Raw genomic sequence first — 13306 nt, 5'->3', positions numbered from 1 at the left:
GGGACTAATGCACTTATTTGTTATTTTCAGTGGCTTTTTTTACAGCCAGAATATATTTCTCGTTCCATTCTTTCCAATCGTCTTCTCGAAAATCAATCGTTTTACCATCCATTAGTGCGTTGATGACATCTAGACATACATGCCAGCCGGCAAGATCCTTTGGGGTATGATCTGTAATGACTTCTATCTTTTCTTTCAAGACTAATTTACAGCCTCCCGATTCTTGATACAACTCGAAACGAACACTGTCTTCTCCCGACCACATAAATTCCAATATGTCATACATTTTGAATTCAATAATTTCAAGCTCCTCGAAGCTTCCATCCTGCATGTCAAACTTATAAAACCCTCCTTTGCTGAGTTCATCAACTCGGAGTTCTGAAAACCACTGGGCAAGTTTCTCGTTTTCAGTCAACCAAGACCATACCGTTTCAACAGAATGCTTTAGATGACGTTCAAATCGAGCGATATATCCGTTTTCAACTTTTTCTATTGAAGCTAGCATTTATTTTCCTCCTCAATTATGGTTGTAGAGCATTAATCTTCTAGGATGTAAGGTACTATTAGTATACTTCGCGTAACCACTTTTAACTAATTTCAGCTCTACAACAATGGTTGTCAAAAATCAGCCAGTAAACCGAATAAAAAAAATTGCCTGTCACCACCCGTATTTGCAGGATACCCCGTTCGGCTACCACCTACTTTCACACTCATCACACGAGCTTGAATGTCGGTCAAGTATACGGGTGTTTATCATCATGAGCTAATATTGTTTCCTTAGGACCGGATCATTCCTAAAACTGTTCCCATTCTCTACTAAGCGTGTAGGATCTTGGTATATTCATCGTGCATACTTGCAGGAATTACTATCATTGAACCTGGCTCTCTTTGAATTAAGTGGTGCAGTTCAATTGTAGTACCATCCTTCCAAATTGGTGATCTTCCTTTTTTCATGAGTTCAAGATTTGTCTTTCCTGTTTTGGAATCAATTCTGTTAAGGTCTATATCTAATCGTTGGTATACCCTTCTAATTATATTTCTAATTTCATCGCTTACTTTCGTTTCCCCTATATAATCTACAGACTCATAGTTTTTGTAAATTTTAGAGGTACCACTTTTACCAAAAAATAACACATTTCCACCAATACTATTTAAGATTCGCATAATACTTTCTTAAAACTAGCCTATAAATAAAAAAGATCACAACTATAAGCTGTGATCAATTGTAAGAAGCTCGAACACCCTTCCTTCTATTAAATTTCAATAATAATCGGAAGAATCATTGGTTTTCTCCTTGTTTTTTTGAATACATGTTGACCTACAGATTTTTTTAGTTTTTAACTTCAGAAACACGCATACTATAAAAATAACCGTAATGGTTGCACCCATCACGGTTATCAAAACATTGGCAGTCACTAAGTAAGCAATTGACCTTAATAAGGTTTTTACTTGAGAGTAATCCACCCGTGTCGATAAACAGCTGGGTGGATTACTTTTTTCTATTATCAATTAATAAGACGATTAAAGTCACTAATGCTATCATAAACATGGCCGTATTCATGTCCATCAGTTGCACCTCCCTTAAGAGAGGCTAAAGCCGCCTACTCTGCTATTCAATTGTCGTTTGTCATAGCAGAATGGTAGTCCTTTCATCCCTACCGTAATCATAATAAATCGTATTCCTCCTGCCATTCAAAACCACTCCCTAAGGTAGTTATGATATAGGATATTGAGTTTGGTGCATGTTTTATGACCTTTTTTTGGAAATTTTCAATAAAAGTTGAAAATTTTTAACTTTCATGCAAAAAAAAGAGATGCTTTGAGCATCACGAGGTTTTTTCTCTATATAATATTTCGTTAAGCGATGGATAATCAAGGGCATGCCAAATTCTCAGAAAGAACTCAATAGATGGTTGTGATTTGTTATTCATATAAATGGATAAATTACTTTTATCGATACCTGTCATTTCTGAAAGCTCTTTTTGAGTAATTCTTTGTTCTTTCATTATTTTCTTAAAGTTATTTTTAATCAAGCCTTCATGATAATTAATAAGTGGTTCAACACTTTCCTTTGGAGTATTTCCTAATTGTTTGGCTGCTTCATTTAAAATGGGAAGGAACTCAGGAAGAGATTCATACAATTTCCTAGTTATTTCTTTAGGTTTATGAGCATCAATGTTATCTAGCATGGAATCAATAAAATACATGGTTGCCCCTTTTATGAAGTCTTCCGGGGCATATTCAACATTAATTTTATCCATTTTAGCTTCCACATTGGCATATGTAGTATAGGACTTTATCTTTTCAAAATTTTCTTTTTTGAAACCTACTTTAACATATACATATTCCTCATTTTCTGGTGTATCTTCTGTTTCGGCTGTGTAATTGTCGCTGAAGCCCACATACACAACTTTAGGATTATCGGCATTATTTTTTTTACCCATTTTCATGTATATCGCCTCCTATACGTGGACAAGTTATGTTTAACAAGTTAAAGTGAGGTGCTAAAAATGACTAAAGATGAAAGAAAAGATGTAACCAGAGATGTAGGCGGGACTGGAAAGCGTTCTTAACCTTATCTATATAGGAATTGATTTTCCAAATAGAAAAGAAAAAAGTCAGGTACGAACATAAATTAATCAAATAATGGCGACGCTAATAGTGTCGCTTTTATTATATGTCAGTCTGATAGTTCTTAGTATCCTCCACTTGAAAAACTTCAACTTTTGGTTAAAAATAACACATTTTTAAGATGAGTTATATAAAAAATGTTGGAAAGTAGACGGAGGGTAACATGAATAAAACACAACTATAATCATTTTAGCCCTTTGATTCCCTATGTAGGTTGTGGCAAACTTACATCTGGATGTTCAGGTATTACTACTTTTACCTTTCGGATTATATTTTTTATTCCTCTAAAAATAATCAACGTTTGATTCATCTAATTTACTTCTGCCATAAACATCTGTAACCTGAATGATGGACACTAAAATAAATAGTGCCCTCTATTCGGGTTTTTCTATGTCTTCTTTCAGTAAACCCGGGTGTCCAGCGCCCACTTTTTTTAACGTGTTCAAATTATATTTCGTCTGCTTGCGTCAGGACAATATTGGATCCTTCTCCAATACCCTCCTCACCCACGTTAGCAACCGCTTCGATCACATCTCTTTCCGGATTCGCTTGACCTTGGATTGTAATCGGGTAATTTAGCGTTTGACCAGAATCTTTTGGTGCTGTATTTCCATGTCCATCCCCGTCTTCAGCTGTATACGGTTAAACCTAGTTGCTTTTTGTTTTTTCTACTTAGAATAGAGTTTTATACCTTTATTATGTTTTACTTTTAACCATTCAGGTTCTAGTACATTTAAAATACTCAATCTATTTCCAAGGTAATAGTTTGCGCTCCAACCACTGGAGCCCCCTATTAAAAAGTAGGCCGAGTATCGAGAGAAGAAGTACACCTACCATAAGTTTTGTGGTAATCATTAAATTTCCATAATGCAGCACCATTGCTCCAATCCCCTTTTGGGCTGCGATCATTTCCGCTGATACGAGTAGGAGTAACGATATTCCTGCAGCAAGCTTCAAACCTGCAAAAATCATTGGAAGTGATCCTGGTAAAATAACCTTTCTAATCACGTTTACATGATTTGAGCCAAACGTTACTGCTGCCTTGATGAGTAGCGGGTCGACATTCTTCACACCAGAATATGTATTAATTACAACAGGAAAGAATACACCTAGTGCAATAATCGCTATCTTCGGCATTTCACCAATTCCTAACCACAATATAATTAATGGCAAAAGAGCAATTTTAGGAATTGGATAAATTGAATAAACAATTGGTGTTATGATCGCATCTGCCCATCTAGAAAAACCGAGAATTAATCCAATGACTATGCCAAAAATAGCACCAATGATATATCCTGAACCGACACGATAAAGACTGGCAAAAAGGTTCTGGTGCAATTCACCACTAATCATCATTTCCCATGCTGCGACTAAAATAGCCGATGGAGCAGGCAAAAATAACGGTGGCACGATATTCAATCTACAGACTATTTCCCAAAGCACAAGCAACCCTGATATACCGAGTACAGAAGCATATTGTGGTATCTTTTGTTCTAGGAATGAAACACGGTTTGTTATCGTTTGTCTTGAATCAGCCATCCTTTTACCCCTCCTTCAATGCTTCTTCGGCATCATGTCGAATGAGCTCCCAGATTTGATTCGCATACTGCTCAGATTGATTGCGATATTGTTCCTTATCTCTTCCGACCTTTGGCATATCAATACGGATAATATCTTTTATTTGACCAGGATGTCTTGACAATACAATCACTCGATCAGCCAGATAAACGGCCTCTTGTATGTTATGCGTCACATAAAGAGTACTTAATCGTGTTCGATTCCAAATTGTCAAAAGTTCCTCCTGCATGAGGGTACGAGTTTGTGCATCCAAAGCAGAAAATGGCTCGTCCATTAGAAGCAAATCAGGTTCGATTGAAAGTGCCCTAGCAATACCTGCTCTTTGCTTCATACCTCCTGATAATTGTTTAGGATACGCATCCTCAAAACCAGTTAAACCGACCATATCAATGTAGATTTGTCCCTTTTCCTGCAGTTCCTTTTTACTAATTCCTTTTTCTTCAAGTCCATAAACGACATTTTCGAAAACAGTTCGCCAAGGAAACAGAGCTATTTCCTGAAATACAATGCCTAAATTAGGTTCCTTACCTTGAGTGCCTTCAAAATAGACGGTGCCTTCACTTGAGGACATCAACCCACCGACAATGTTTAGAAGAGTTGATTTTCCGCATCCGCTTGGCCCTACTAGCAAAACGAATTCCTGCTCTTCAATGATAAAGTCTATATTCTTTAAAGCAGTCACTTCTCTTTTTTTTGAATCGATAAACGTTTTTCCAACATTCTCAATCACAATTCTCATGCTGTCACTTCCCTTATTTCTTTAAAGCTTCTTCTAACAATTCTGTATTTACGATTTCTTCCGCATCAATTGCTTTGTCTATCAATTTTTCCTTAGCATACCAATCCACCTGTGTTTTAATATCAGTATCAAGCAACTTCCCATCACGATCCATATATGGAAGGCCTTGTTTTATTACTTCTGGTTCTTGGTCTGTGTATTTGGCAATAATATCGACTACCTCGTCATAATTCTCACCCGGTACGATCTTTCCATCTTCTTTCGTTAAAACAGCGTCATAGTAATAACGAGTCGCTTTTGAATAAGCTTTGAGGAACCGCACAGCAGCATCTTTATTATCTGCAAATGATTGTGAGAAAAAGACTCCCGATGTCTGGTAATCTATTTCTTCCCCTACTTGGGAGATGACTTTACCATAACCTTCATTTACAACTGCAGTTATGTTAGGTTCATTTAATAAAACAGCGTCAACTTGCTTGCTCTTTAAAGATTCCATAAGACCTTTTATACTATTTAGTGGAACAACTTCAATATCTTCTAATCCTAAACCGTATTTTTCGACAACTCTCCCAACCATATAATGGTAAGTCGAACCAGTCTGTGTAATACCGACCTTTTTGCCTTTAAGTTCTTCAATGTTTTTTATTGGTGAATCGTTTGGGACTAATATAGCAGAGGATGAGTAACCCTTTTGTTCTCTCCCCTTATCCGCAACGATTACTAATTTTTGTCCACCAGCAACCATATTGTACAAGCTGGCAGTGATTCCAGTTGCCCCAACATCTATGCTTTCTCCTGCAGTCGCAACTGCAATCGGCTGTGCCGCCTCAAACCATTTTGCCTTAGCATCAATATCTTCCTCTTCGAAAAAACCTTTCTCTATTCCTATAAACAACGGAGCTGAACTAGTCAATTTCAGCATTCCAATTTCAATAGAAACTGGCTCAGACTCTTTCTCAGAATTCGTTTCAGTCTCTTGTCCCTCCTCTTGATTTCCACAACCGACAAGACCAACGATCACGAGCAATAAGGTGCTTATAAAAAGTATAAATGCTTTTTTCACAGTACTTACCTCCGTAAATTTATCTATAATAGTTAAAATCTTTAGTATATTCCTATTCGTCATAATTATGTAAAAACCTTTAATAAATGACAAAAACATTAATTAAAAGTATCAACGCCCTGTCAACACCCGAAGTTTATCAAATAATGGCAATCATGAAATGAACTTAATGTGTTAAAACTTATTTGTAGGGAGATAACTAAACTTCAATATTAAGAATCAAGAATAATATTATTTACTTGGTATGATTCTTTTTTTAAAAGGCCCTCGATGTTTTGACAGCATTTTTATAAAGCTGATGGATATTTTTCCGTTACTTATTTTTTGAATTTTTTGTTACTATTAAGTTAGTAGTTAGGGAAGGGAATCGTTAAAACATGAAAATCGTAAGTGGAATTTTTTCTAGTAAACTGCCTTTGCTTATTGTTTTAGTAGCCATTTGTACATATCTTTCCCCTGTGTATTGGAATGCTGCATCTTGGGTTCCAAGCTATGATCATAAATCTATCTGTAGGTTCGCTGATCTCAAATCACTTCGCTAAAAAAGATAAAATTGAATCCGGGAATATCGATTGTTCAAGTCAACGATTAGCATAGTTGGCAGATCAAAATATTTCCTGTAAACGATAAGAAACCGCAGCCTATAGACTGCAGTTCCATTTACCGATCTTCAATTACTATATAAGCAGCCTTCACCGGACCATGCACGCCAACGACAAGATTCATCTCGATGTCAGCGGAGTTACTCGGACCGGTAATGAAGTTGATACACGACGGAATTGTTTCGCCAGCCTGGACACGGCGCGAGATTTCCTGCGCAGCCTGCGTCATGCGCGGCACAATGGTGCTTTTAGGAATTAATGCAATGTATTTATGCGGTAGCAAACTAACAGACCTGCCTTTATCAGAGCTTGATAAAAGGACGACCGTGCCCGATTCAGCGAGTGTCATATCACTGAATGTAATCCCAACATTCGCACGTTCTGCTTCAACAACATTTTCTTTCCCGCGCGAAGAATTCCATTCATTCACTTCGATATCACGCGCAGGCCACGTCTCTTGAATGAGTCCGGAAAGGCCATATTCCTCAAAACGAGGGTCGCGCCAAAGTGAAATAGGGCCGCCACCGTATAAATGAACTGTAGATTCGAGTACCGATGAAAGCTTTGCACTCGTCGTTTCGATCAACTCCGTATGAATTAACTTGCATTGATCACGCAAAACGGACATCAGTTCGTCCGGATTTTTATCTACGAGTGTTTTGTCTTGTGGGCGAAATGCCCAGTTCCGTTCCGGTTTAACAGTAGTGTTTAAACTACGGCCAAGCTGTGAGGCAACGTTTTCTAAAAAGGAATCTCGATTTTGAATCACTTGTCGTCCCCTCCTTTTTCGTGATCTTTAAACCAGTCGCGGAACCTTTGTTTATTCGGTGCTGGAAATTCACGAATTTCGGTCCATGCTTTGAGTGGACCAGGTCCGTTTGAAATACGATCGTTTTTCGTAAATGGCTTCATCATCGTTGATGCCATCTTTGATCCTGCACCGTAAATTGGATTCGATGCAGCACCGAGACCAAATGCTTTCATAGCCAATTTTTCAGAAATCGGTGCACGTCCTTCTTTTTCCACAATCACCTGACGATGTTTATGGAGCAATTCATGTAACGGGATCTTCACCGGACATGCATCTGTACAAGCTCCGCATAATGTGGACGCATAAGGAAGCTCTTTAAAATCATCGTATCCACCCAAAAGCGGTGTCAATACTGCACCAATTGGTCCTGGATAAATGGAATTGTAAGAATGACCACCGATATGACGGTATACAGGACAGACATTAATGCATGCTGCGCAGCGAATACACTGCAAGACAGATTGAAATTCGGTTCCTAAAATTTTTGAACGACCATTGTCAACGATGACAAGATGAAATTCTTCTGGTCCGTCCGCATCTCCTTCTTGACGAGGTCCTGTTAAAGCCGTGACGTAACTCGTTAGTTTTTGACCGACTGCACTGCGTGTGAGCAAACTCACTAGTACTTCAAATTCCTCAAACGTTGGCACGACACGTTCCATGCCCATCACTGTAATTTGTGTTTTTGGTAATGCGGAAACAAGCCTGGCATTCCCTTCATTTGTGACAAGACTGACTGAACCGGATTCTGAAATAGCAAAGTTGCAGCCAGTAATCCCAATGTCAGCAGTTAAAAACTCTTGACGTAGTTTTTCACGGGCATGAAGCGCTAGTTCTTCCGGTTTCGATGATAATTTATAATCGAGTTTTTCAGCGAATACAGCACGGATTTGCTCTTTATTTTTATGAAGGGCCGGTGCAACGATATGTGAAGGTGGATCGTGTTCATCAAGTTGCAATATATACTCACCAAGGTCTGTTTCGATCACTTCACAGCCTTCTTGTTCAAGCACCTGATTCAACCCGATTTCTTCTGTGACCATCGATTTCGATTTGACGACTTTTTTGCCGTTTTTCGCATGGATAACATCCCGCACATATGCATTCGCTTCATCTGCTGTTTTTGCAAAAAACACATGTCCGCCGCGTTTCTCTACATTTTCGGTTAACTCGTGTAGATAATAATCAAGATGTTCAAGCACATGCTTGCGAATTTCTTCACCATGCGAACGCCACTCTTCCCAGTTACCGAGTTCTTCCGCTGCATCTAAACGACGCGTGCGCAACCGTTCCTGTGCACCGGCTACCGCGCCGCGCATAAAGGTATCCTGCAAATTGTCTTTTACTAGGTCTTTAAATTTTTCATCACTGATTTTCATTGCCATATTCTTTGCCTCCTTAGTTGAAACTTCCATCAGTGATCTTCTGATGGTTAGTTGAACTTATCAGGTTCTTAGAGCCAGTTCGAACGGAGTGAGCTACGAGCTCTTAGGAACGTGGCTCACCTGCTATTTAATACTTCCGCAATGTGCATGACATGAATTGGTTTTCCTCTTCGTTCAATACGGCCACCAATATTCATTAAGCATCCTCCATCTGATCCGATTAAAAAATCAGCGCCGGTACTAGATGCTGAATCTACTTTTTCATCAACCATCTGCTCGGAAATGCTACCCATTTTCACCGAGAATGTACCGCCAAATCCGCAGCAGTTATGCGCGTTTGGAAGAGGTTCAATATTTAGTCCTTCAACATTCTTCAAGAGCGTGAGCGGTGCATCTTTTACGCCGAGCAGACGCGTCATATGGCAGGATGGATGATACGTCGCCGTGCCAGGTAATTTAGCACCAACGTTGTCAACTTTCAAAACATCAACAATAAATTCCGTTAATTCATAGGTTTTGGACGCTAACTTCTCCGCACGTGGACGCCATATCGGGTCGTTATGAAACACATGCTGGTATTCTTTAAACATCGTCGCACATGAGCCGGACGGTGTCACAACTACTTCCGCGTTTTCAAACGTCGCAATCATTTTTTTCATCGCATCTTTTGAATCCTCTACATAACCGGAATTGTATGCCGGCTGTCCACAGCACACCTGACCCCTCGGGAATTCAATGTCACAGCCAAGCCGTTCTAGCACCTCAACGGTCGCTTTGCCCACATCTGCTTGAAACATATCGACAATACACGTGATAAAAAGCGTTACCTTCATTTTTGTTCACCTCATATAAGTAAGTGCAGTCATCAGATGACCTGCACACTGTTTTTTTCATCATACTACAAACGCTTACAATTTTACAGACCCTTTTTAAAAAACTTATCTTAGCGAGTGTTCATAGAACTTAGGAAACCGCAGGAACGTTAAGGTGTAGCAATACTGCCTTCTAAGTAAGGACAATCCCTGAAAACATAAAAAAAACTTGGAAAATAATCTCCAAGCTCATTTATTTCACTGTCAATTTTTACTAAATCACCCGTTACTTTAAGTACAATTCTTCACAATTTAATTGTTAAATCTGACTAGGAAAAGGCGGCGCATTATTTAAGCAACGACCCGATAGGGAACGAGTTTATAATTTTCTTTTACCTTTTGGTGAATATTTTTTTTCATAAAGATATTGGAATCCATACAATAAAAATGCCTTAGAAAAGAAATAAAGGAAAAATTGGAAGTTATTAAATCGAACCAATGTATAATACCTAAATTTTCTTGCAAAATATGTAATTGGATATGCAAAGATAGCATTTGTAATTCCGTTGAGTAAAATAAACCATTTAAAATTGCCGTATGTCCACTTCAGAAACCAAATGGAGATTGCCAAAAACGGACCAATTTCAAAGGGAAATTCCCCTAAAAGGAATGATTTAGGTTTATTATAGAAAACCCACCACCTTTGTTTTTTCCCAATTCGTGCATGAAGTATTTCTACGAGTAAAATTAGGACGGTCGCAGGAAGAAATCTTTTTATGTTTCGTGACCCTAATAAGGGTATCGTCAACCATGATAGTAAGACCATAGCAACATTAACTAATCTTTGAATTTTTATTGTCATAGCCTTCATCATCCCTTTCTCAAAGCCAGCTTTCCCTTTTCTTGCTAATTAAAATATCCAATAAATCACACTTATATGTATTGGTCTGCTTCAACAAAACTGCCCCGTTAGTTGCATAAAGAAAATGCTGCCTTAAATACAGCTCTGATCTTCAGGTAACGAACCCGTTGTTTAATATCTGTTTAAATTTGAAAGGATTGAACCAAACATTCTTCATTATCGACAATTTTCTTTTTTTCTTCAAAATCTATATTTAGCTCACTAAAAACTGAGGACGATCCATGTAGCACTAACCACCTTCTATTAGAAGCAAAAAAAACAACAGGTAACATTCTTACCTGGGTCAGCATGTTACCCTGTAGAACACGAAAATCACCATTTACGGGTAAGTTACTCTTATATGAATGAACAGCTATTACGCCAAGGGATTACAATATTATGTAACATTTTACAATCCGAAATTTCATCAAAAACAGTGTATAACTGCTCACCAAATTTTTGATGCGTATTAGATTTATTAACAATTTGGTGACAACAGTTAAATGAGTAACCCGATTTCACCATGATCATGTAGTAAAGTCGGGCTTTTTATAACGAGTATTTTCTTTACGTTGAAGGTTCACTTTTCTTGTTGCTACCCCATCTAACAATGGATAACAATTGGTACTGCAGTAGGTGGATTATTTATATCAGGAATGGGCATCCAATACATCATATTAGGGGGATTACTATTCTTGATATTGAGTTTAGCATCTATTTTACTGAGAAACTACATGTATAGTCCCACAAAACAACTTTCCAGATAAGTGGAAGTCTTAGACAAGAATTATATAGAAAATACTTTTAGCAAATGCCACAAATAAGAGCAAAGCAAAGCAACGCATCATAAAAGCGTTTCTTTGTTAAATTCTTGCACCCTTTATTTGAATAACCTCTATCACTTCATATATTTGTAATAAAGATTTACTAAGGAAAAGTAAACTAACGCAGAACCAAAAATAAACAATAAGAACTCCTTTATCTTTTTCGCTCCCATCATTAAATCTTCATTATAAAAAAATTGCATATTTTCATTTATAGAAATAGGAGTCGTAAAAATTGATAATATTAATGCAAGAACAGTGAAAACCCCATATATATTCATCACTGTTCTTATAGTAATTTCCTTTTTTGTAACTATTTCAATATTTCGAGACGTTTGTGGATTTATTTCCAAACTACTATCCCCCCATTTTCAATGCTTAAATAACTATACGAATAAACACAAAGAAAGTTTCTTAACTACTGGAAGTTATTGAACTAACCTGCGTCGTTAGGAACAAAAGCGCAAGCGCCTTGGTCAGCCCCGACAAGCATAAGGCGATTCTAAATAGAAGGCGTTCTTTGCCTTCAATTTAGAATTGACTTATGACCTCGAGGCAGTTACAACCGCGACGTCCTGTCGCTGTAACTTTCACTAGCACGTCCTGTGCGTCGGGGCTAGGCGCTGTAGCTGGATTCAGAAACGTTATCCACAGTTCAAAAATTTTATAATTTCCTAACAGTAAAAAAGCGTCTCTACTCCGTTGTAGAAACTCCCCAATAGTTCAAGAATATTTGTAATGATGTTCTTAAAATCTCCACCTTCCTGAAGAAAACATTCCAATAATCCACAAAAAAGCTCCAATATGTTTGAGAACAGCAATTGAAGTACCTAAACCAGAAAAAAATATAGCCATACCAAGATACCTTAACACATCAACATAAATGAGGGACTTTTAAGACCCTGCTTCACTTCAACTTGTTCTTTCTTAGTGAGATTAAAATATGGCTAATAAACAAATACAATGGTATACCCCATATAGAATCAAAAAAACTATATATTAAATGGATGGTTTTTTGTTGTCGCAACGCCTTTCTGACCTGCATCCTCCAGGCCTCAAAAAAACCGACGATTTCCTCGTCGGTTTCACCAATTAGTCAATTGTTGTCCATGTAATCACGAAGCACTTTTTCCACATAATCGAGATGTGTATCCATTGCTTTTACAGCTTCCGTTGCATCACGGTTTTGAATGGCACGCAAAATTTCTTCATGCTGCAAATTGAGCTGCTCTACAGTTGCCGTTGCTTCATATAAGCAAATACGTCGTGTTTCGCGCATCGCCTCAGCCGTAATATCAGATGCATGATGCATTAAGCTTGCGAGCAATTTGTTATCGGCGGCTTCAGCTATGGCTAAATGGAATGCCAGATCAGCTTTTTCACCGAGTTCTGCATCTCCGGAGTGCTTCACCATATCCGCAAACGTAAGCTTCATCACCGCGATATCTTCATCGGTCCGTCTGACAGCTGCTGATGCTGCAATACCGGTTTCTAATATTTTACGCACTTCCATTAGGCCCTTTAAATCATCACTATTCATTAAAAGAGCACTTTTAAGTGGGAACGCGATGCCATCAGCGGCAAAGGAGTTCACATACGTTCCCTCCCCTTGACGCATTTCAATCAAGCCCATCGCCCGTAAAGAGGTCAAAGCTTCTCGGACCGCAGAACGTCCCACTTGAAAACTTTCAGCGAGATGCTGCACAGAATCCAGTTTATCACCTGGCTTTAGTTCACCCAAACGAATCGAATCCAGCAGAGTATCAGCAATTTCTTCATATATTTTTTTAGGTTTAATTTGCTTATATTTCAACGTTTCATTCACCTCTACTCTTATTATAGACCAAATCCGAAAAAGTTTTAGTTGATTCTTAGAAAAGATTCAAACTATAATTAAACCAGTCATCAGATGATCAGCTAACATATGAAATGAAACCGCTTACGGATAGGAGGCTACCAA

Annotated in this window: 12 protein-coding genes and 2 pseudogenes; all 14 read right to left on the bottom strand. The window is 38.1% G+C overall.

Translation table 11 applies throughout. The features are described from left to right. Positions 1–13 precede the first annotated feature (13 nt). The 14 genes and pseudogenes from ACFFIX_RS09780 to ACFFIX_RS09715 all read right to left on the bottom strand — a co-directional run bounded on the left by ACFFIX_RS09780 (position 14) and on the right by ACFFIX_RS09715 (position 13159). Positions 14–505 carry an SRPBCC family protein gene (locus ACFFIX_RS09780; RefSeq protein WP_378933195.1) on the bottom strand — a complete coding sequence of 164 codons (492 nt, stop codon included), beginning with the start codon at positions 503–505 and terminating at the stop codon, positions 14–16. Between the two features lie 311 nt (positions 506–816). Next, complete coding sequence (locus tag ACFFIX_RS09775) at positions 817–1134, bottom strand: HNH/ENDO VII family nuclease (RefSeq protein WP_378933192.1); 318 nt, start codon at positions 1132–1134, stop codon at positions 817–819. Positions 1135–1253: 119 nt separating this feature from the next. Continuing rightward, positions 1254–1322: pseudogene (locus ACFFIX_RS09770) on the bottom strand (hypothetical protein); the annotation flags it as partial. A 504-nt stretch (positions 1323–1826) separates the two neighbouring features. Beyond that, complete coding sequence (locus ACFFIX_RS09765; RefSeq protein ID WP_378933190.1) at positions 1827–2450, bottom strand: helix-turn-helix domain-containing protein; 624 nt, start codon at positions 2448–2450, stop codon at positions 1827–1829. 628 nt (positions 2451–3078) lie between these two features. Next, positions 3079–3261: pseudogene (locus ACFFIX_RS09760) on the bottom strand (glycosyl hydrolase 53 family protein); the annotation flags it as partial. A gap of 117 nt (positions 3262–3378) precedes the next feature. Continuing rightward, positions 3379–4170: an ABC transporter permease gene (locus ACFFIX_RS09755; protein ID WP_378933187.1), complete on the bottom strand. Its 792-nt coding sequence runs from the start codon at positions 4168–4170 to the stop codon at positions 3379–3381. 4 nt (positions 4171–4174) lie between these two features. After that, complete coding sequence (locus ACFFIX_RS09750; protein WP_378933184.1) at positions 4175–4948, bottom strand: ABC transporter ATP-binding protein; 774 nt, start codon at positions 4946–4948, stop codon at positions 4175–4177. Positions 4949–4961: 13 nt separating this feature from the next. Beyond that, positions 4962–6011 carry an ABC transporter substrate-binding protein gene (locus tag ACFFIX_RS09745; protein WP_378933183.1) on the bottom strand — a complete coding sequence of 350 codons (1050 nt, stop codon included), beginning with the start codon at positions 6009–6011 and terminating at the stop codon, positions 4962–4964. Positions 6012–6671: 660 nt separating this feature from the next. Then, positions 6672–7382 (bottom strand): LutC/YkgG family protein, encoded by a 711-nt coding sequence (locus ACFFIX_RS09740; RefSeq protein ID WP_378933181.1) that lies wholly within the window; start codon positions 7380–7382, stop codon positions 6672–6674. Next, the gene (locus tag ACFFIX_RS09735) at positions 7379–8809 is read right to left on the bottom strand and encodes a LutB/LldF family L-lactate oxidation iron-sulfur protein (protein WP_378933178.1); all 1431 of its coding nucleotides are present in this window, start codon (positions 8807–8809) and stop codon (positions 7379–7381) included. The genes ACFFIX_RS09740 and ACFFIX_RS09735 overlap by 4 nt, the downstream gene beginning before the upstream one ends. 116 nt (positions 8810–8925) lie before the next feature. Beyond that, entirely contained in the window at positions 8926–9642 is a 717-nt protein-coding gene (locus tag ACFFIX_RS09730) for a (Fe-S)-binding protein (protein ID WP_378933174.1), read from the bottom strand. Positions 9643–10000: 358 nt separating this feature from the next. After that, positions 10001–10483, bottom strand: a complete 483-nt coding sequence (locus tag ACFFIX_RS09725; protein ID WP_378933171.1) for a hypothetical protein — start codon at positions 10481–10483, stop codon at positions 10001–10003. A gap of 937 nt (positions 10484–11420) precedes the next feature. Then, a complete protein-coding gene (locus tag ACFFIX_RS09720; RefSeq protein WP_378933168.1) occupies positions 11421–11699 on the bottom strand; it encodes a hypothetical protein in 279 nt (92 codons plus the stop codon). Between the two features lie 743 nt (positions 11700–12442). Further along, positions 12443–13159, bottom strand: coding sequence for a FadR/GntR family transcriptional regulator (locus ACFFIX_RS09715; RefSeq protein ID WP_378933165.1), 717 nt, complete (start codon positions 13157–13159; stop codon positions 12443–12445). Positions 13160–13306: the final 147 nt, after the last annotated feature.

This window comes from Metabacillus herbersteinensis (assembly GCF_042433335.1).
Lineage (GTDB): Bacteria > Bacillota > Bacilli > Bacillales > Bacillaceae > Metabacillus > Metabacillus herbersteinensis.
This window is presented reverse-complemented; position numbering and strand designations above follow the sequence as displayed.

What these genes read in the sequence shown, in the direction of transcription:
- ACFFIX_RS09780 (WP_378933195.1), bottom strand. Translation starts at nt 505, where the DNA reads ATGCTAGCTTCAATAGAAAAAGTTGAAAACGGATATATCGCTCGATTT.
- ACFFIX_RS09765 (WP_378933190.1), bottom strand. Translation starts at nt 2,450, where the DNA reads ATGAAAATGGGTAAAAAAAATAATGCCGATAATCCTAAAGTTGTGTAT.
- ACFFIX_RS09755 (WP_378933187.1), bottom strand. Translation starts at nt 4,170, where the DNA reads ATGGCTGATTCAAGACAAACGATAACAAACCGTGTTTCATTCCTAGAA.
- ACFFIX_RS09750 (WP_378933184.1), bottom strand. Translation starts at nt 4,948, where the DNA reads ATGAGAATTGTGATTGAGAATGTTGGAAAAACGTTTATCGATTCAAAA.
- ACFFIX_RS09735 (WP_378933178.1), bottom strand. Translation starts at nt 8,809, where the DNA reads ATGGCAATGAAAATCAGTGATGAAAAATTTAAAGACCTAGTAAAAGAC.
- ACFFIX_RS09730 (WP_378933174.1), bottom strand. Translation starts at nt 9,642, where the DNA reads ATGAAGGTAACGCTTTTTATCACGTGTATTGTCGATATGTTTCAAGCA.
- ACFFIX_RS09725 (WP_378933171.1), bottom strand. Translation starts at nt 10,483, where the DNA reads ATGACAATAAAAATTCAAAGATTAGTTAATGTTGCTATGGTCTTACTA.